Here is a 19,180-nt window from a genome sequence, read left to right as displayed (position 1 = left end):
TCTCGCTGGCTTGCAATAAGCGTAGAACAGGAGCGGAAAGAGCGTCAGCGAAACCAGTGTAAAATACGCGATTGTCGCTTGCCTCACCTATACTCTTTATGGGTCTCATACACGTGGAGGCTATATGACGATTGCAACCCGATTAGATGAATATTTGACTGAGCATAACATTCACTTTCAAACCGTGAATCACAGCCACAGTCATAGCTCGCTACAAAGTGGTGTTGCCGCAGGTGTGCCTTTAATGAATATCGCAAAAGGCGTCATTCTTGAGGATCATGAAGGGCATCATATGATGGCAGTCTTACCTGCCAACAACAAAATCAGTTTGTCGAGATTAAACGATGAATTTAACGCTACTTTCCACTTGGTGAAAGAGCGTATGGTTTACCGACTCTTCACTGATTGTGAGCACGGCGCGATTCCACCGATTGGTAGTCCTTACCACATGTCGACCGTTTGTGATGAAAGATTAGCAAACTTGGAACATGTCTATCTTGAAGCCGGCGATCATGAAACTCTGATTAAGCTAGATAGAAAGGCATTTAAAGAGCTAATGAACGACTGCAAATACTTAAGATTCAGCAGTGAAGTTCTGCATTAAACTTCCAAAAATCTGTCGACATTTCGTGAAAAAGGCTCTTTCAAAAAGAGCCTTTCTTTCTCTATTGGCAGCGCGTGGTGGAAACTTCCCGACCTTAGGTAATCCGCAATTCAGAACACATAGAAACAAAAAACGCCCGTTTGAGCGGTTTTTTACAATCCAACCACTATCGAACAAAAATCTTTTGAATCGCTTTTATCGCCATAGCTCTGCGACGCATTAATGCCCCCGTCCTTGGTAGCCATTTCGGCGTGTGGAGTACGGTTTTCGCGTGGCTAAAGGTTCTGAATCCTTCCACTCCGTGATAATGACCAATGCCTGATTCACCAACGCCACCGAAAGGCGCATCCTCAGCGCCAACGTGTAATACCGTGTCGTTAATGCCGACGCCGCCACTGTGTGTGTTGCGTACAATATGTCTGATGGTCGATTTGTTGTCCGACATAACATACAGCGCAAGTGGTCGCTGGTGCTGATTAATGTAGTCAATCGCTTCATCTACCGCTTTGTAAGGCTTGATGGGTAGAAATGGCCCAAATATTTCCTCTTGCATGATGCGCATATCTGTCGACACGTCTGTGATCAAATGAGGATACAAAAGCCTTTCCTGTTGAGGTGACGCTTCAACAGTATGGATGCTTGCGCCCTGAGCTTTGGCGTCCTCAAGTAGCGCAGTCAAACGATCATACTGTCGTTGATTAATAATATGGGTCAGCTTTTGATTCTTGTTGGATTTCAAATAGAGTTTTTCAAAACGTTTTAAGAACAGCGCAATGAACTCTTCGACGCGTTCTTGTGGTACAAACGCGTAATCAGGCGCCACACAAATCTGGCCGGCATTGATGCATTTACCAAACAAAATCGCATCAACGGTTTTCTTCATGTCTGCATCTTCTGCAATGATCACCGGAGACTTCCCACCCAGTTCTAACGTCACTGGAGTCAGGTTTTCAGCCGCTGCTTTTGCCACAGCGCGACCAACATTTGTCGAGCCAGTAAACAAAAGATGATCGAATGGCAGTTGGCTGAATGATTGTGCAACGTCCGCTTCACCTTCAAATACTTCGACATATTCAGACAACTCGCGACAAATATTGACGATGACTTTATTGGTTTTGGGCGTAAATTCGCTGAGCTTCATCATCACACGGTTACCTGCGGCCAAAGCAGTAACTAAAGGCGCAAGGCTCAAAATAACAGGAAAATTCCACGGCGAAATGATCCCGACCACGCCGAGTGGCTGATACTGAACGGTCACTTTCGACGGAGCAAGCAACAGACCGGATTCACGCTTACTTGGTTTGCACCACTTTTTTAGCTGCTTGAGGGTGTAATTGATGTGCGAGACCGTCGGCAAAACGTCGGTCATGGCGGTATCAAATTCGGAACGATAGCCAAAATCGTCACTCAGCGCTTCCACCAATGCTTGTTTATTCGCAATCAGAGCTTGTTTTAGCAAGACAAGGCGCTGCTTACGTTCATCCAGACTAGGATAAGGTTCGGCGGCATACGCTGCTTTTAAGCGATCAAGGCTTTGTTGTAACAGGTTGTCCACTTCAACCTCTGCGATTGCGTTCATGATGCTTCTCCTAACCTAGTTTCAACCAATGACGCTCCAAATTAACACGAGCGCAACAATGTTACTATTGTAGCGCTCGCGAAATTAGAGTTCGAACTCTGATTAAAATATCAGTGGGTTTGGAGCTAAGTCAGACGCAACTCATAAATGCCGAGCCGTTGAGAGCGGTCAAGCGTCTCGAACTCGTGATCAACGTATTCTTTTAATGTAGCACCAGCACGCTCAGCAATATTGATGCTGGCAATGTTGTCTTCCATACAGTGGAATTGGATGAATTGCGCGTGCCCTTTCTGCTTCAAAAAAGGAATCAACACCGCGAGTACTTGGTCGATCACTCGGTGTCCTCGCCCATTGTTGGCAAGCCAATAGCCAATCTCAGTGACCCGTGTGTGCAAATCCACACCTTTAATGCCAATAACACCCGTAAACTGCCCATCAAAATAAATAGCGCACCAGTGGGCATCTAACGCTTTGCTGTTCACGCGCTGAGAGATGTAGTTCACCGCTTCTCTGCGGTTGGTCACAAAGTCCGTCCAAGGCAAATAGCCAGAGAGGCTGTTTCGATACGTGTTCACCACTTCCAGTAAAACAGTCGCGTGTTTGGTGGTGAGAGGCTCAATTGAGACCCTTTCTGAAACAGAAAAACTGGCCTGCATGCTATTTCCTTGATACGCCTTTTGGCACATGACCTCATCCATCCACATTATCCCTTTTTCAGTAAACACTACTCACAAATCCTACCGCCTCATTGCGTTGAGAACAAACTTCCATATTCATTATGTCAAACGTGCTTAAAAGGATGGCGTTCTCGTCTAGTCTGTTTGTTCAATCAACGTAAATGGCGTCAACGATTCCACATCCACGTAATACCTCCACACATGTTCGTAAAGGTGGTGCTGATTTGCAAACGGGGCTAGTCGCTTTGCTTCTTCAAGCGTACACCAACAATACTCTGTGTGTTCTTCGTTAAGTACAACCGATTGGTTAGGTGGACAAAATAATACGAAGCATGGAATAACCATGATGCGGTTATTTTTTGCTTCGTAGAACTGTTCTAGAAAGTCTGCAGTATGTAACTCAACATCGTCAATTTGCGTCTCTTCTTTCAGTTCTCTGAGAATAGTTTGCCATCCGGTTTCACCGGCCTCTACACCACCAGCAACATGGCACCAATAACCACCTTTAACACGTTTGAGCAACAGCATTTTATCGACGCCATCAATTTTAGAAATGACAACGCCAGAACTATGCGTTGCTTGTACTGGGATCATGTATGCTCCTTAAATATCTAGATATTTCCTAGATGCGCTCCATGCGCGAATGAAAGATAGGGTTGCTTGAGAACCCATAGTCTACTGCTTATTCTCACTCTCGGCAGATGTGTTTGAATATCACGGATCATTTTGTGAGCTGAGTATGCTAAAGTGCGATCTGTCGCAACAAATGAGCAGTAAAATGTCTAATTCATTCAACACTCTGGTTCCCATTGGTGTGCGCTTTATGGTGCTCTCCGCATTCGGTTTCGCGCTAATGTCTGCCACAGTAAAGCATGTCAGTCTTCATGGTATCCCTGTATTTGAGATTGTTGCAGCGAGGGCACTCGTCTCACTTGTTATCAGCTATTTAGATGTTAAGCGAAAACGAATTTCTGTATGGGGCAATAATAAGCCATTACTGTTTGCGCGTGGCGCAGTGGGTACCATGGCATTGATGTGCGTATATTATTCGGTGACTACCTTACCTTTGGCAGAAGCGACCATATTCCAATACATTCACCCAGTATTTACTGCGCTCCTAGCCGTCTTTTTCTTGAAGGAACGCATTCAACCATCGACGTTCCTTTGTATTGCCTTGTGCTTACTCGGCATCTATATAATGGTAAGTCCAGAAACAGGACAAGAAGCAGAGCGCACTTTACCTATGTTTAGCGTAATGATTGCAATCTTGGGCGCATTTGGTAGCTCAATTGCTTATGTCATTGTTAGAAAACTTAGCCAAACTGAAGATAGTTCAGTGATCATTTTCTATTTCCCTCTGGTTGCTCTGCCCGCTTCACTCTTACTGATTGGCGATGATTTTGTTATGCCCGACCTGTATCTGACTTTCATGTTGGTTTTGGTTGGTGTATTCACCCAAGTTGGGCAATTGGGATTAACCAAAGCAATGCAAACTCAGCAAGCGGGCAAAGCGTCTGCTTACTCGTATATTCAGATCGTATTTTCTGTGTTGTTAGGCATCATTTTCTTCGGCGAAATCCCGCTCATCTGGACGTACATCGGTGGTGCACTAATTGTAGCGGGCGCACTCATTAACGTATTTGGCCGCCATTTGCGATTGCCATTCGTTAAGCGCAGCGCTTAACCCTTCAGCCCCAAAGCGAGACAACACTAAAACGTAAAAAGCCAGAGTCGACTCTGGCTTTCGTTTTATGTTTAACCTGACGTTAAGCGGATAATTTTAATCCAGCGATACCGGCAACAATAAGCAGTAAACTCAGCAATTTTATCAGCGTCGCGGGCTCGTTAAATATGTAGATACTGACGATTGCCGTTCCAATCGCTCCTATACCTACCCAAACGCCGTAAGCGATACCGAGTGGTAGCGTCCTTAATGCAATTCCAAGTAACCAAAAGCTCAACACCATAAACGTAACGGTAAAGCCAGATGCCGCCAATTTGGTAAAACCTTGTGAGTATTTTAGTCCGACAGCCCATGCCACTTCGCATAAGCCAGCAATGAAGAGAATTCCCCAAGCCATGTCATATTTCCCAACGAGATGGGGTCGTCCCCGAGAAAAGATAGAGCGGTGAGGTCGTCCTCACTTCTTTGTGACTCGCTATTATATACAGAAAATTGAACGTAAAAAAATAAGGCCCTGATATTTCAGGGCCTCTTTACATAAAAATCGCTAGGGCTTAGCGATGATGAATACGGTACCATCCGTCAACGTAAAGCTAACCTCACTGGTTTTCTTTCCGATACCGGATAAACTGCACTCGTTATCGTTATCACACGGCGTATTTGAAATAACATTCCACACGCCATTCATCAAGCCAGAACCAGTAATAATCGCCGTCCATGTTTTACCATTGTTGATCGATTGTGTAGTAACTTCATCAGATGGTGGTGGCGCCTCTTCTCCTACATAACTTGCTTCCACATTCAAGTTACTGTAGCTGCTGTAAGCGTACACACCAATGTGCCACGTTCCTTCATTCGGAGAAGTAATACTACATGCTTCATTACTGTTGCCACTGTATGAGCGACAATCGTAGTTGGTTAAACTTGGTTCACTTCCCAGCTTAACGTAAAGATCCGCATCGCCGTTTGCTCCCGATGTGGTAACAATAAAGTCTGAACTGTTGGTAGGCACATCAATCGTAAAACAATGCCACTCACCAGTAGATGAAGAGTCAATGTTGCTGGAAACACCATTGTTTAGGGCGATAGCCTCACACGTGCTAGATGGTGGCTCGACGACTCCGCCATCAACTGAAACACCGACCTGAGCAAAAGCGTCGGCTACATCATTCGCCGCCACGTTTAAGCTTTGGGCGGCCGCCAATACACCCGCAGCTGCAGAGTCAAACGTTTCGCTTGGCGTCCAGTAGTTCTGGTTAGCGTACGCAAAAACCTCGAACGCTTGTCGCGTTCCCCAATTGTACTCAACCGCCAATAGATAAAACGCTTTGTTAAACACACCACTTGAATAATGCACATCCATGCCACTCACATACTGAGACGCGTGATCAATTGAACGACCATCAAGGGGCGGATTATCCATGTAGCGCAGCGCCGCATTGGCAGCCTTTCTAATATCGTACCCAACTTTCCAATCGTTAGAACCACGTGAATAGAATTCAGCCGCCTCACCTGCCATATCTGAGAAAGCCTCATTGATTCCGCCAGATTGCTCTGAATAAATCAGATCAGAGTTTTGTTCTGTAAATCCATGGCTAACTTCGTGCGCTGAGACATCTAAACTCACTAAAGGATAGAAATAACTCGCACCGTCGCCAAAAGTCATGCTCGAGCCATTCCAAAAGGCGTTTTCATAGCGTTTGCGGTAATGCACTCGCATTTGAAGCTGAAACGTTAAGGGAGCAGTATTCAGCCAATCTTTGTACATGTCGTATACCACTTTGCCAAAGTAATGCGCATCGTTTAACGGGCTGTACGCTCCATTAATTTCTTTAACACTATTGGTTGGACAAACGAACGTATGTGTATTGCCAGACGTCCTACCATTCAAGTTGATGGTTTTGACCACGCCAGGAATGTCCATCAAACACGTATCACCGGATTGCTGGACTAATAGAGACTCAAAGTCCACACCATAATGATAACGACCAATTTTTTGGTTTCCTCCCGGACCATTCGCTTCTACGTGCGCTAACCCTTCATATTGCAGCAAAATGTTTCCTGTTTTAGCATCAACAAGAAAGGTGGGACGCGTAGGCTTACCACCATGCTCATTATCAGCAAAAAACTGGACAATATAAGTTAAGTGCGCCACGTCACTTTTATCGACATAAATACGCAAACCTTGGCGCTGATTATCTATTTGGTATCCGTTTTCACGGTACGACTTTTGCGTTGAAGACATTACTTGAGAAAGCGACAATCTAGGCACCATATCATTGATATCTCGGGCAATATCCTTTACGAGAGTGCCGTTGATGTGCTTGATTTGGCCCTGTTTATCACGATGTACGACAATTTGCTTGCCCCAAATCGGGACGCCTTTAAACATCTGCTGATAACGACTATGCGTACCGCCGTTTTTACCTTTGTTGGTTTTCAGCTTTTGTACACGATTTCCATTTTGTAAACCTAACACACGATCTATATTTTGTGTGGCTGCAAGGTTGCGTTTTTCTAAAGCAACAACAAGACCATGGTTTTGCTCTAGCCGTTCGGACTGAGCGGCGGATAAAGATGTTGAAAAAAGAAGTGGTGAAGCAAGCATTGCCGTGACAAATAACCTGCTCTGGTAGTTTGATACTGAACCCATCGGTTAGCCCCCTATTTTGCATCAATAGCAAAGCCAAACTGACCAGATCTTATTTGTTTGTTTCTCACCCGAAAGTGAAGTCAAACTTATCGTAATCATCCCGCTCATTGATTTTAGCACACACAATCATACAGCTTATGTTTTAGTGCCATTTCATCTATTAAAAGCGACACCGTTTTTTAACAATTTGCATATAACCTTTTGGTGTTGAAAGTGTTGCGTTTATTGCACAAATCACACAAAAACTAATTGAACATGTAAATATGAAAACGTTTGTGTGATTGATATCGCTTAAAACAATTACTGATGACTTTAATATTCAGCCGAATCAATTATAAGGTATGACGTACCCATGAAAACAATCAAAACCTCTATCGCTCTCCTTGTTGGCGCCGCTCTATTATCTGGATGTAATGACGACACTGAATACGTCAATGTTCAGCCTAAAGAAGTAAAAATAGCGACTTACAACCTCTCTTTTGATCGTGCAACTTTTGAAGCTTTAGTGAGTGAAATGCAAATTGAACCAGCGCAGCAAGCTGTATTGGTTACTGCCTATTTAGACGGTTCTATCGCCGCTGAAGACAAAACCACTGCGGAAAAAGTCATTCAAATTCGGAACGTTGCTGCGATTATTCAGAAGAATCGCCCTGACGTTCTTATGATGGCGGAATACAACAACGACGGAACAGGCGAAAACAAAGCTGCCCTTGAAGGCTTCCAGAAGAACTACCTGTCTGTCGCGCAAAGCATCAATGGTGCAGGCGGTGAAGCGAACCTTGAACCTATCGAATATCCTTACGCGGAGTCTTACTCTACCAACACAGGTTTGCTAAGCGAGTTTGACCTCGACAACAATGGAACAGCAGGTCAAATGCCGGGCGATGCATGGGGCTTTGGCATGTACCACGGTCAATATGCCTTTGCCCTAATGTCTAAATACAAGATTGATACGGCAAATACGCGTACGTTCCAAGCGTTTAAATGGAAAGATATGGAAGGTGCGAAGATTCCAACCATTACTATCTGTGACGGCTCACAAAAGATTCCAGATGGCATGAAGTGTGGTGATGAGTGGTACTCTGCAGAAGAATGGGATCAAGTACGCCTATCTTCTAAAAACCACGTAGATGCACCAATTATCATTCCGACTCGCAATGGCGAGGAAGTTGTGCATCTACTGATGTCGCACCCTACTCCACCAGTATTCGACCCAGGTAAAAACAAAGCGCAAAACGCAGCCGAAGTAGAGTTCTGGCATCACTACATTCAAGGTAAAGACTATTTCTACGACGATGCAGGTAAGCAAGGTGGCTTATCGAGCGGGGCTAAATTCGTAATGATGGGCGATCAAAACCTTGATCCAGTAGCCGGTGACGGTATTAGCTCTGTAATGCAAGAACTGCATAATGATCCATTGGTTAACCAAACCGTGATGAATGGCGAGCTTTATCCGACAAGCTTTGGTGCAGCCGAACACGCTGTTGACCGCAGCTCCACTCACCCATATCCGAATCGCATCACTTCGACGTTTGGCTTGGGTGTAGATTATGCCTTGCCTTCTGCAAACCTAAATGTGGTGGACTCTGGTGTATACTGGTCAGCTTCTTATGAAGAAGGTCGTAAGCTATTTAACGATGCGCGTATCGGCAAGTATGGTGATGGCAAAGATGTGTCTTCCGACCATCGCATGATCTGGATTAAAGCACAGTTCTAAACTGTGTCATTTAAATAAAAAAAGCCAACCACAAGGATTCGTGATTGGCTGTATATATTTGTGAACAAAGTGGTTCACTAACAACGTCAGTTGGCTAGGTGACCCTCGGCTTAGAAAGGGTCACTCATACTAAAGCATGAGACGTGCCAACTTTGCAGTGCACAAAAACAGGTTGTTATTTAACCACTTTCATTAAAACTTCACCAATAGCCACTGTTTGCTCACGCAATGAATTGCAATTTGCAAATTATAATTAGCATTTCGCAATAAACCCTACCGTTAACTTTTGTTCTATGGCTTCCTAGCCAAATCACGTGCGAGGATTAATGCGAGTCCGAATACTTGTAAGAAGAGCCCGATATTCTTGTACCAAGCGATCTTTTCATCTTGCTTTGCCATTACCTCATTGAGCTCTACATTCTCAATGTAATAGTCATCAATGCGATCTCTATACGAAGCTTGTGCTTGGTTTATCTTTGACATTAGCTGAGGGAGTTTATCTATTTGTATTTCATCCGATTCGTGATGAGTCCAAGAGGATAAGTGCCCTTCCAATATCTGTTCTATCTCCGAAGGTATCGCTGCGCTCTGACCTATGTGCAAGTGAAGCAGCAACGCCTCTCTTTTTCTTTCTAGAGTTTCAACGCTATTCCACGCGAGTTGGATGGAATACAAGTTTTCCGCCTTTTGCTCTGCGAGTTGCGAATACTGTTTGCCAAGCCTATCAAGGACCAAGCTAGTAAGAACGATCGCGCCAATATTCAGTACTAACCCAATCAGAACGAGTACCCATGGCGGCGGGATATAGCTACGAAGACTTACCATAACTTATCGTACGGAAGATAAATCATATTCAACACAACCAGCGAAAGTATCACTAGGAATGTCACCTGCATGCCCCTAACACGCCTTTTTAAGTCCTCTTTCAATATACCTCGAGCATGGATAATTCGACCGATCACGAAAATAATGCCTGTGAGATGTATCCAGGTTGGGTAAGCACTATTGGATTCTAATAGTGCCATTAGAATCAGAGTAATGGGGATATATTCTGTCGCGTTACTCTGTGCACTACGAGCGATTTGGAGAGCCTCCACTCCTCCGTCAGCATAAGCAATCTGATTTAAGCGACGCTGCTTAATCACTTGAACGGCCAACCAAATAATCAGTATTGCAAGAATGCTAGCGTATAGAGCTGTGATCATATGTCGTCCTTTTTAATCCGGTTTTCATTATATAGCGTGTTACTTGGCTATAAATATAGCGGTATCCTAATGATAATGCGTCAGTTAACCTCAAATTATGCTTTGACTCGAATATAAGAAAACGAGTAAGAGAATACCTTATGGAACTAAAAACGCCCTCGAATAGAGGGCGTGAGAGTGAAATCGTGAATATTCAAGAATAGTGTACTATAAAGGATGATTGGCCAGCTTTTTACGCTTATGCCCTTTGACAATACTTTCAAAGATTGTAAATAACAGCCCCACCCAAATAAAGGCAAAGGTCACTGCTTTAACTTCGTCAAACAGCTCACCGAAAAACATGACAGCCAAAACAAACTGCAAGCTTGGTTCAATGTATTGCATTAAACCAACTGTCGATAAGTTTGTTATACGTATCGCGATAGAATAAAAAATCAGTGGTAAAAGCGTGATCGGTGCGCTGCCAAAGTACAAAAGCAATGTTGTGATATCTACGCCTGAAGCCAGCTCACCCACTGTCCATTGTTTGTAAAACAAATACGCCACGGCAACTGGAGTCAATAGCAGGGCCTCAACAAACAAGGTGGTGCTCCAGTCATATTTTATCTTCTTCTTGTACAACCCATACAAAGCAAAGAACAACCCCATCGTTAGTGCGATAACAGGCAACTGGCCATAATGAATCACTTGATACATCACGCCAATTGTTGCTAGCACAATTGCGATGAGTTTACCTTTTGAAAGCTTATCTCCAAGAATAAACACGCCTAACGCCACTGACACCAACGGTCCAATAAAAAAGCCTAAGCTTGCATCAATGACTCGATGGTGAGTCAAAGCCCAAGTGAACGCACTCCATGAAATACACATCAAGCTGCTCGCGACAAACGTGTACCACAAAGATTTTTTGTCACACCAGATTTCTTTCCAATTCGGTCCTCGACGGGTTATACCAAGCACAATTAAAAAACCGACAGGAACTGAGCCGATGATTCGCCATGCCAGTAACTCATCCATTGAAGCATTCGGTAAATAACGATAATAAATGGGTAACAGCCCCCAAATTACAAAGGAGAATGCTGCCATAAAAGTGCCATAACGAGTGTTATTCATAAAACTATCGCTCATCTAAACGAACAAGTCAGCGCAAACAAATCGCGCTATGCATAATAAAAGGAGATCGATATCCCTGTGAGTTTAAGATGCTGAGGGCATTACTGGTTCAACGCTTGTACTACTGCTGTAAACCCACTCACAAAACACAACATAAGTGCTCCAAACCGAATTTTTTCTTTTGGTAACGATTGGGTGGTTTTCATCGCGAGCCAATACCCAAGTGCTGCCGCAGGTAATAGCGGAATAGTAATCACCAAATGGTGTAATGTGAAGAAACCAGCGGGAATTTGAACAACGAGCGAAATGATGGAACTGAAAACAAAAAATGCCGACAGGTTACCACGTAACTGATTCGCGTCTTGATGTTGCAACAACAACGCCATCGGTGGGCCTCCAATCGCCGAACTGGTACCAAACAATCCAGAAAAGAATCCTGCTAATGTCATACGCGCTGGTGTGGGTTCAACCCGAAACGGTAAAACACTCACCACAACCGCGAATAACACCAAAAAACCAATCCAAAGTGTAAGAGCTTGAGTCGAGACAAAAAACAGTAGCAAGCCGCCAGCGACCGATCCGGGCACACGCCCAATCAATGCCATTTTTAAACCGCCGATTTCAACACTACTGCGGTGCTTCATCGCATTCATCAACGAAATAAATAACGCGACTAAACAGATTGGTGCAGGCACATACTCCGGCGCCCAAAGAATCAGTAAAGGTGCGGCAACAATTGCCAAGCCAAAGCCTATTGCGGTTTGTACATAAGAGCCAAGAAATATTAGCCCTATCGCAAGCAAGTTTATCGAATCGAATTCCATTTAGATTATTCTTATATTTGAAAGCCAAACACGAAACCAAAGCACATTCGCACGATGAATGCGTCGAGTGTGTTGTGATATGAATCTCGCGTAGCATTCATCAAAGTGAACAAAAAGACAATCCATTTGTGCGGTTTGCCATCACTTCTTTTCGTCTTTCATTCAGCCGATGTACGCGTATGCTTATATCTAGGCGAATTCATGCTCGACTGTTCATGCAGCATTTCTTCCACGGAATTAATGACTGCTCAAAAACGGCCGCATTAGATCTTTGAACCCTCCTCCTGCTCTATATAGGCGTAGCCGATTCTCATTACGTCGGTATAGCACTTTATGACTCATCGCTTTATACTATTGATCGTTTTGTCATTACCGTACTTATTTACACAACAACAAGTGTACGGTCAGTGTTACTTTTTCTACCTTTAACTTGCTGTGAAAATAATATGAGAAAACAAACTGGATTTACTCTAATAGAGTTAGTCGTAGTTCTTGTCGTGCTCGGCATTCTTGCTGTCACTGCCGCACCACGCTTTTTAAACCTTCAAAGTGATGCCCGCGAAGCGCGTTTAGAAGGCATGAAGGGCGCGATTGCATCAGCGCTCGGTGTCGGTTATGGAAAAATGGCGATTGCAGGGTTGGAACACTATCCATATATATCAAACAAACACACAGACGCAGGTTCAGGTAAAGGCCCTGAAAATTTGCCTTTCTCAGGCTGTGAGTTGAATGGCTCTCTTAGCTGTACATTTAGGTACGGTTACCCTGATGCAGATGAAACAAGCTTAGCTATATTAGTCTCAGAACTTGAGAATCAGTATGGAGATAGTGACTGGAAAATTGTTCAAACTAACAACATTAAAGTCGTCATTTCAGCAAGAGATGATAAAAATAGCAGTTTAACTCAATGTGGGATTTTATATGGGCCACCGCAGGGTCCAAACGAAAATTACACCTTGGAAATTCTTCCATGCTCACAATAAAATAAGGCTGCCCATCGGCAGCCTTATTTTTAATCTTATCGGGTTTGTTTACGCAAAGTTAAACACGTATTTATCCATCATATTCACCATACGGCCAATCTCTGGCTTGGTAATCGTATCATTTGCGCCAAGAGACAGTGCTTTCGCTCGGTTATCCTCACTCATCAATGATGAGAACATAATGATCGGCATTTCATGAAACGCTTCAGTATCGCGTAGTCTCTTCACTAAGTGCATACCATCCATTCGAGGCATTTCTACGTCCGTAACCACCGCATCTAACAGCTCTTTAACTGGCAAGTTTTCTTCTTTCGCAACCTCGATTAAGCTCATTAATTTCTCATGAGCCTCACCACCGTCTTTACAAGTGATCACATTGTAACCTGAAGAAGCTAATGTATCTTGAATCAAAGAGCGAATAAATGCTGAGTCATCCACCACCATGATCGTTTTAGCATTACGCTTACCCACCATTCTCTGGTTTAGATCTACCGACTTATCCCCTTTCACATCGTATTTTTCCATACTCAGCTCTGGGTTAATATCCGCGATGATTTTTTCAAAGTCGAGAATCATGATCAGGTTGCCTTCTTTGCGGACAACTGCCACTACACAATCTTGTTCGCCCGCTTCCAAAAACTGACTTGGTGATTCCACATCATTCCAAGAAATACGATGAATACGTGAAATACTATCAATCAGAAAGCCATTGGTCATTTTGTTGAAATCAGTAACGATAACAAACTTACGCTCTAGGTCCTGGCGTGTTGGTACACCTAACCAACCAGCTAAATCAACTAAAGGCGTCAATACATCTCTGGACGAAAACACCCCGATCATGTGAGGTTGTGCGTTTGGATAATCGGTTGTCTCTGGTACGCGAATCACTTCTCGTACTTTCGCAACGTTGATGCCGTAATAACAAGTTTTTGTGCTGCCATCCGGCAATGTTTTTTCTAAATGAAACTCGATGATTTCAAGCTCATTGGTACCACTTTCTGTCAAAATGGTGCTGGTTACGTTACTCATAAAGCCAATTATCCAACCAAAATACGCATCAGAAAAAGTTTGATGCAAACGCCATGAGAAGCCATTCTCAGGCTAAAAATCCAAGAATCCTTTTTAGTCGTTACAACAAAGTTTGTAAACCACCAAAAGGACGGCCAACGCACATTTCCATATCAAACTGTGAAAAAATGTCTCATTTTTGAACAGGATAACATGAGTTAACTTAGTGCGAGCTTACCTTCCCACTTTTAGCGGCCATTTCGATGAAAAGTTTAGGGTTAATATTGATGTTTTTCGTTGGCCTATCACTATACCCACACATATGAAATCCCTCGTGTATTGGCGTATTCGACAGTATCTTATTCAATTGTGCTCAGTGAATTTCAATTATAGAAAATGTCATTTTCCTTTCCATCAGAAAGGTTTTTCCTACAATCCCTCTTAATACAATCATATTGCGTTGGGCGGTATGACAGTTCGGATAGTAGTGAGGCTCCATTTGAATAATGTTCTTATCATTGATGACCAACCACTTTACAGCGAAGCACTAACTTCTCTTGTTGAGAGCGTAATCAACACAGCCGAAGTCATTCAGTCGAAAGACAGCGCAGAAGTAATGGACTTAGTTCGAAATACAAAAATTGATTTTATTATTCTAGACGTTGTCCTTGGTGATCGAGATGGTATGCGTTTGGCGAAGAATATTTTAGCAACGGGCTATCAAGGTAAATTACTTTTCATTTCTTCACGCGACTATTCCAGCCTTTCTAAAGCGGCTTACGAGATGGGAGCTCATGGTTTCTTGAATAAAAACGAGACAAAAGAAGCGATTACTGACGCGATTGTGAGCGTCTCACGTGGGTACTCTATGTTTAAGTCTACTCACGCTCCTTCTACTGGTGATGTCACGCTATCCAATCGCGAAGCCATGGTGTTCCACTACTTAGCTCAGGGCTATTCAAATAAACGTATTTCAGAACAACTATCGCTCAGCGCTAAAACCATCAGCACTTACAAAACTCGTATTTTGAAAAAATACCATGCAGATTCATTGATTGAATTACTGCATACGATCCCAAGCGCTGAAAACATTCAATGCGATCGTTAGTTCTTCATATATTTTGCAATGGCATCGGTTAATATCTGGTGCATTGCGTCGTGACGATGGCTTTGCTTCATCTGAAGTACAACCTTTGGCCAGCCATTGGGGTAATAAGATTCAGGAATACAAATAAAACGATATCCTTCGATTGGCGCCTGATACTCCAGAAAAACCGTCGCCGCCTTTTTTTGTTTGAGCAGCTTTAGCACACTGCTCACGTTATCTAGCGCTGCAATTCGATTGATCACCATACCGTGATTCTCCATTGCTCGTTTTGCAAGCTGCTCTTTCTCTTTCCAACCGATAATTTCAAGCATAATAAATGGCAGTTTGGCAGCCTCTTCAAGAGTGGTGATCCCAAGCTCTTCCGGAACAACAACCACAGCAGGCGCGTAGCCAATAAATTTCTGATGGATAGATTTTGGCAATTCATCATTGAAGTAATGAAGCTGGGCATCCACTTTGCCTAAAAGGATTTCGTCCACCGTATATTCCGTGATGGTTGCGACAGTAATATGAGCTTTAGGAAACAGCGTCATTAAATCCATCGCCAACAAGTGTCCAAATGAGTACTGAGCCGTTTGGGGTAAACAGACCGTTATATCCTTACTGTATTTTTCTGGTTTGAATTCTGATCGAACTAAGCATGTTTCTAAGTTATCTAATGCATCTGCAATTTTGGGTAGCTGACGCATCAGAAAGTTGGTGGGTTCTAAATGATGTGGGTGACGAATGAATAGTTCATCACCAAGCTGGATGCGTAAGCGAGCAAGATATTTACTGATCGACGCCTCACTCTTGCCCAAGGCTTTCGCTACGGGTTTAAGCTGACGATGCTTTTCTAACAGAACCAGTATTTTTAATAGGTTTAGATCAAGGTCTTTGTTCACGATACAGTACCAGTTGGGTCTTATGCTAATCAGCAATCAAAGGAGCATTATGCATTGCTCGACTAATATAAAAGACCAAGGGTACTGCTTGGTCAAATTTATCAAACAGTTATGTCATGGTTATGTATTGTTGTCCTCAAACACGCTGTTTTTTCATTTCATATAACTCTTCATCTGCTCTCACGATCACCTCTTGCAGCGTTTCATCCTCTTCGCGCACAGCAACACCAGTACTAACGCTGATCTCTATATCTAATGTATTTAAACGATTGTGTTTAACAACGCCACGGAGCTTTTTCGCTAACATGGAAGCTGTGCTCATGCTGTATCCGGGCAAAATAATCATATTTGATAGAAATTACTATTTTTACAATCATAGCTTACCCCCATGTAAGTTTGCCTTATATCTAAGTACTTCTCATAGTAGAGGTAAGCCATTATCCTAGTTTCTGTATTAAAAATTAAGACATTTAAAGCATTTATTGAGTCATATAGTTCCTTGCCATCAACGCCAGACTCCTTATAACATTTTTTAATATATATATGCTCTTTGTAAAGCTCATCCGCAACTAGTTTATTTTCCAGCCTATCTAATTTGAAATTATATTCCAGTATTTTTGTTGCATACTTTACATAGCGAGAAACAAATTCTTTATCAACCTCGCTTACCGAAAGATAACCGATAGCTTTGTCAACGTCATCACGAATACTATTTCTATCTAAGTCTATCCCGACTAAAGAATCTGACGTATCCTTAATTATACGTGTGTTATATACATACACCTCCAGTTGTTCACTCATACTTAGATTTTCTACTTTACTATAAGAATAATAAGAGTTTCCTAAAAACAAAATTAGCATTTGTAAAACATACTTAAGCTTCATTTATCAATCCGAAAATATTGTAAACAATGTTCTATATCTAAAAATCAATCCATGTAATATTAAAGTATAATTTATACTCACCACATTAAATTACCTTCAATTCAAATAAGAAAACTTTGAGCCCAGAATAGGGCTCATATTTAATATATCGCTAGTATTTATCGCTCTACCCACTCTAAGCTTTGTTTATAATTTTTAGTATTTCCAACCTATTTCGACGCCATATAAAAATCAGCAAAGACGTTTAAACACCACATAAAATTGAGCACATAAATATTAAAATCACGACAGCAACTAGTGGATTGCACATTACTCTATAGTCAGTACAACTCGACGGTTACAGCCAGATACTTTGTTTTCATTTACCTTACAAATCGGCGCAGACTCACCGAATGCTTTTTCAACAATCCTGTTGCCTAGACCTAAGCCTTGTTTCAGGTATGTTGTTGCGGCATTCGCGCGACGAGCAGACAAGCCTTTGTTATAAGCTTGAGAACCGACCTCATCAGTATGCCCTTCAACAAGAACATGAGTACCCTCGTCAACCAGTTCCAAGTATTGTGAAATCGCTTGTTTGTGAGCATCTGTTAAACGGTATTTATCAGTATCATAGTTGAGGAACAACGACATCGAGTTCTTATCAAAGGTGCAGCTGTCGGTGGCATTCCCCCCTCAACCTTAACTACTCTTTTATCCTGTACAATAGAACGTTCTTCATTTACCGTCACCGCTAACTTACCAACAACCTGAGTGACTTTGGTTTCGGAACTTTTAAGAATTTTAGAGCTCACGTAGTTTTCATCATGATTAATACAATTAGCGAGTGCGACATTTGAGGTAAAAATAATCGCGATTGATAATAATTTTTTCATTTTAATCTTTTAATCGTCCTGTCTCTTCGTTAATCAGATTTAATATATATTTGTAGACATCTTTACCATTTTTTGCGTGATAAATATTTTTCTCGCCAACACAATCACCGAACCCATCGTCTTTTTGTACGTTGTAGTTAACACCTATAACGCCCATAGTGACTTTTGTTTTTTCACCTTCTAACTTCGCGTGTTCACTTTGAAACTTATTTTCTTTGCTAGAAATTCTTTTCTTGAGCTGTTCACAAAGGTTGTGTTCACGCACTAATGACTTCAAGAACTTGTCGTAAACTTGTTGATACTGAATATAACCATAACTGTCTCGATAACTTTTTGTGACTACATCGTATTTGTTTCTATACGTACTATTTCTATGGAGATGGTCAGGGAATCGTACGTCTGTATCTGCACCATCAGAAAGGAAGATAAACACCTGTTCCGGGTTACGATCTTCTTTCTTCACTTTGTCCGCTTCTTTCGCTGCTGCAATCAAGCCTAACCAAGAGTCGGTACCGCCCCCTCTTGCAGGCATTACCTTGTTGGAATTCAATATATTGATAAAGTCCTGATAGTTGTCTGTTATTGGAATATCTCGTGCCTGATTATAATAACTAGAGTGGTACACGTTTTGTTCATCCACAGACTGGTCAAACATATCATCGACAATGCTTTGGAAAGATGCTTCTGTGTGAGAAAACTCACTTGCATAGTCGTAGAATTTTAGTCTGCGATCCTTTTTATCGTATTTCACGTTGTAGGCGTTGTAAGTCAACAAGGCAACGCGACTCTTCTTATTCTCCCCGGTTTTGAAGTCCTTCAAATCTTCGACAACCTTGGTGATCGTTTCCTTCACCACCTGCATCTGAGTTTTGTTGTTTTGCCCATACCACAGGTTACTCATCGATTGACTGGTATCCAGTATGAAGTAGATATCCACCGGTTGAGGTAAGTATTTCCGGGTGATCGAGTCGCCAGACACTTTGAATTTTGGCTCTACGCCGATTTCATTATGTGAAATCCATGAATCATGCTCAGAGGTAGCAACCACGGTGAAGTCTGCAAATGGCGATAACTCATTGGCTTTCTGAACACAACCGTCTTTGTACTCACACTTCTTGGTCGATACATTGATCTGAATGTCGCTAATATTGTCGGTAATATATAAGTCAACAATTCTCTGCGCATAGTCTTTGTCTTCTTGATTGTCTTTGCCCGGACTTGCAATCAAGGCAAGACTTGCAACTTCAGCCGCCTCTTCTATTTTTGAGTGCGCAAGCAAACGTTGCGTATAGCCAACAGAAAACGAGAAAGTGATGATTAATATAGGGAGAAACGAAAGAAATATGATCCCAGCAACCCCTTTTTGCTTAGTGAAGCGATTCAT

Annotated in this window: 20 protein-coding genes; 5 read left to right on the top strand and 15 right to left on the bottom strand. The window is 42.5% G+C overall.

Going from position 1 to position 19,180, the window contains the following annotated elements; all coding sequences use genetic code 11:
* Positions 1-124 precede the first annotated feature (124 nt).
* Positions 125-604: an aminoacyl-tRNA deacylase gene (locus P4S59_RS20340; protein ID WP_006742302.1), complete on the top strand. Its 480-nt coding sequence runs from the start codon at positions 125-127 to the stop codon at positions 602-604.
* Positions 605-770: 166 nt separating this feature from the next.
* Here P4S59_RS20340 and P4S59_RS20335 read toward each other — a convergent pair whose 3' ends face one another.
* The 3 genes from P4S59_RS20335 to P4S59_RS20325 form a co-directional block, all read right to left on the bottom strand.
* Positions 771-2,183: a coniferyl aldehyde dehydrogenase gene (locus P4S59_RS20335; RefSeq protein WP_337168954.1), complete on the bottom strand. Its 1,413-nt coding sequence runs from the start codon at positions 2,181-2,183 to the stop codon at positions 771-773.
* A gap of 125 nt (positions 2,184-2,308) precedes the next feature.
* The gene (locus P4S59_RS20330) at positions 2,309-2,881 is read right to left on the bottom strand and encodes a GNAT family N-acetyltransferase (RefSeq protein ID WP_337168953.1); all 573 of its coding nucleotides are present in this window, start codon (positions 2,879-2,881) and stop codon (positions 2,309-2,311) included.
* Positions 2,882-2,995: 114 nt separating this feature from the next.
* Positions 2,996-3,454, bottom strand: coding sequence for an NUDIX hydrolase (locus tag P4S59_RS20325; protein ID WP_337168952.1), 459 nt, complete (start codon positions 3,452-3,454; stop codon positions 2,996-2,998).
* Positions 3,455-3,638: 184 nt separating this feature from the next.
* On the opposite strand from P4S59_RS20325, the gene P4S59_RS20320 reads away from it, so the two are divergent.
* The gene (locus P4S59_RS20320) at positions 3,639-4,544 is read left to right on the top strand and encodes a DMT family transporter (protein ID WP_054867480.1); all 906 of its coding nucleotides are present in this window, start codon (positions 3,639-3,641) and stop codon (positions 4,542-4,544) included.
* Positions 4,545-4,626: 82 nt separating this feature from the next.
* Here P4S59_RS20320 and P4S59_RS20315 read toward each other — a convergent pair whose 3' ends face one another.
* Together P4S59_RS20315 and P4S59_RS20310 are read right to left on the bottom strand one after the other, a co-directional pair.
* Positions 4,627-4,941: a DMT family transporter gene (locus P4S59_RS20315; RefSeq protein ID WP_005395239.1), complete on the bottom strand. Its 315-nt coding sequence runs from the start codon at positions 4,939-4,941 to the stop codon at positions 4,627-4,629.
* A 150-nt stretch (positions 4,942-5,091) separates the two neighbouring features.
* On the bottom strand, positions 5,092-7,197 hold the full coding sequence (locus P4S59_RS20310; protein ID WP_337168951.1) for a M4 family metallopeptidase: 2,106 nt from the start codon (positions 7,195-7,197) through the stop codon (positions 5,092-5,094).
* A 352-nt stretch (positions 7,198-7,549) separates the two neighbouring features.
* On the opposite strand from P4S59_RS20310, the gene P4S59_RS20305 reads away from it, so the two are divergent.
* On the top strand, positions 7,550-8,914 hold the full coding sequence (locus P4S59_RS20305; protein WP_337168950.1) for an endonuclease/exonuclease/phosphatase family protein: 1,365 nt from the start codon (positions 7,550-7,552) through the stop codon (positions 8,912-8,914).
* Between the two features lie 291 nt (positions 8,915-9,205).
* Here the strand turns inward: P4S59_RS20305 and P4S59_RS20300 are convergent, their stop codons facing one another.
* The 4 genes from P4S59_RS20300 to P4S59_RS20285 form a co-directional block, all read right to left on the bottom strand.
* Positions 9,206-9,739 carry a hypothetical protein gene (locus P4S59_RS20300; protein ID WP_047008291.1) on the bottom strand — a complete coding sequence of 178 codons (534 nt, stop codon included), beginning with the start codon at positions 9,737-9,739 and terminating at the stop codon, positions 9,206-9,208.
* Entirely contained in the window at positions 9,733-10,119 is a 387-nt protein-coding gene (locus tag P4S59_RS20295; protein WP_170901745.1) for an MAPEG family protein, read from the bottom strand. The genes P4S59_RS20300 and P4S59_RS20295 overlap by 7 nt, the downstream gene beginning before the upstream one ends.
* A gap of 207 nt (positions 10,120-10,326) precedes the next feature.
* A complete protein-coding gene (gene rarD, locus P4S59_RS20290) occupies positions 10,327-11,232 on the bottom strand; it encodes an EamA family transporter RarD (RefSeq protein WP_065646305.1) in 906 nt (301 codons plus the stop codon).
* A 101-nt stretch (positions 11,233-11,333) separates the two neighbouring features.
* Positions 11,334-12,056, bottom strand: a complete 723-nt coding sequence (locus P4S59_RS20285; RefSeq protein ID WP_048624973.1) for a sulfite exporter TauE/SafE family protein — start codon at positions 12,054-12,056, stop codon at positions 11,334-11,336.
* 446 nt (positions 12,057-12,502) lie between these two features.
* Here P4S59_RS20285 and P4S59_RS20280 point away from each other — a divergent pair, with 446 nt between their 5' ends.
* Positions 12,503-13,039 (top strand): type II secretion system protein, encoded by a 537-nt coding sequence (locus tag P4S59_RS20280; protein ID WP_104972517.1) that lies wholly within the window; start codon positions 12,503-12,505, stop codon positions 13,037-13,039.
* Between the two features lie 48 nt (positions 13,040-13,087).
* On the opposite strand, the gene P4S59_RS20275 is transcribed toward P4S59_RS20280, so the two are convergent.
* Complete coding sequence (locus tag P4S59_RS20275) at positions 13,088-14,068, bottom strand: chemotaxis protein (protein WP_025998672.1); 981 nt, start codon at positions 14,066-14,068, stop codon at positions 13,088-13,090.
* 478 nt (positions 14,069-14,546) lie between these two features.
* On the opposite strand from P4S59_RS20275, the gene P4S59_RS20270 reads away from it, so the two are divergent.
* Positions 14,547-15,155, top strand: a complete 609-nt coding sequence (locus P4S59_RS20270; protein WP_053808489.1) for a response regulator transcription factor — start codon at positions 14,547-14,549, stop codon at positions 15,153-15,155.
* Here the strand turns inward: P4S59_RS20270 and P4S59_RS20265 are convergent.
* The 5 genes from P4S59_RS20265 to P4S59_RS20245 form a co-directional block, all read right to left on the bottom strand.
* Positions 15,152-16,039: a LysR family transcriptional regulator gene (locus P4S59_RS20265; protein ID WP_134645616.1), complete on the bottom strand. Its 888-nt coding sequence runs from the start codon at positions 16,037-16,039 to the stop codon at positions 15,152-15,154. The genes P4S59_RS20270 and P4S59_RS20265 overlap by 4 nt on opposite strands.
* Positions 16,040-16,175: 136 nt before the next feature.
* Positions 16,176-16,361, bottom strand: coding sequence for a diguanylate cyclase domain-containing protein (locus P4S59_RS20260; RefSeq protein ID WP_395188707.1), 186 nt, complete (start codon positions 16,359-16,361; stop codon positions 16,176-16,178).
* A 20-nt stretch (positions 16,362-16,381) separates the two neighbouring features.
* The gene (locus tag P4S59_RS20255) at positions 16,382-16,924 is read right to left on the bottom strand and encodes a chromosome segregation ATPase (protein ID WP_118789547.1); all 543 of its coding nucleotides are present in this window, start codon (positions 16,922-16,924) and stop codon (positions 16,382-16,384) included.
* 309 nt (positions 16,925-17,233) lie between these two features.
* Positions 17,234-17,554, bottom strand: a complete 321-nt coding sequence (locus P4S59_RS20250; protein WP_337168949.1) for an OmpA family protein — start codon at positions 17,552-17,554, stop codon at positions 17,234-17,236.
* Positions 17,555-17,797: 243 nt separating this feature from the next.
* Complete coding sequence (locus P4S59_RS20245) at positions 17,798-19,180, bottom strand: TadE/TadG family type IV pilus assembly protein (protein WP_226420581.1); 1,383 nt, start codon at positions 19,178-19,180, stop codon at positions 17,798-17,800.

The organism is Vibrio sp. M60_M70, assembly GCF_037162085.1.
Lineage (GTDB): Bacteria > Pseudomonadota > Gammaproteobacteria > Enterobacterales > Vibrionaceae > Vibrio > Vibrio diabolicus.
This window is presented reverse-complemented; position numbering and strand designations above follow the sequence as displayed.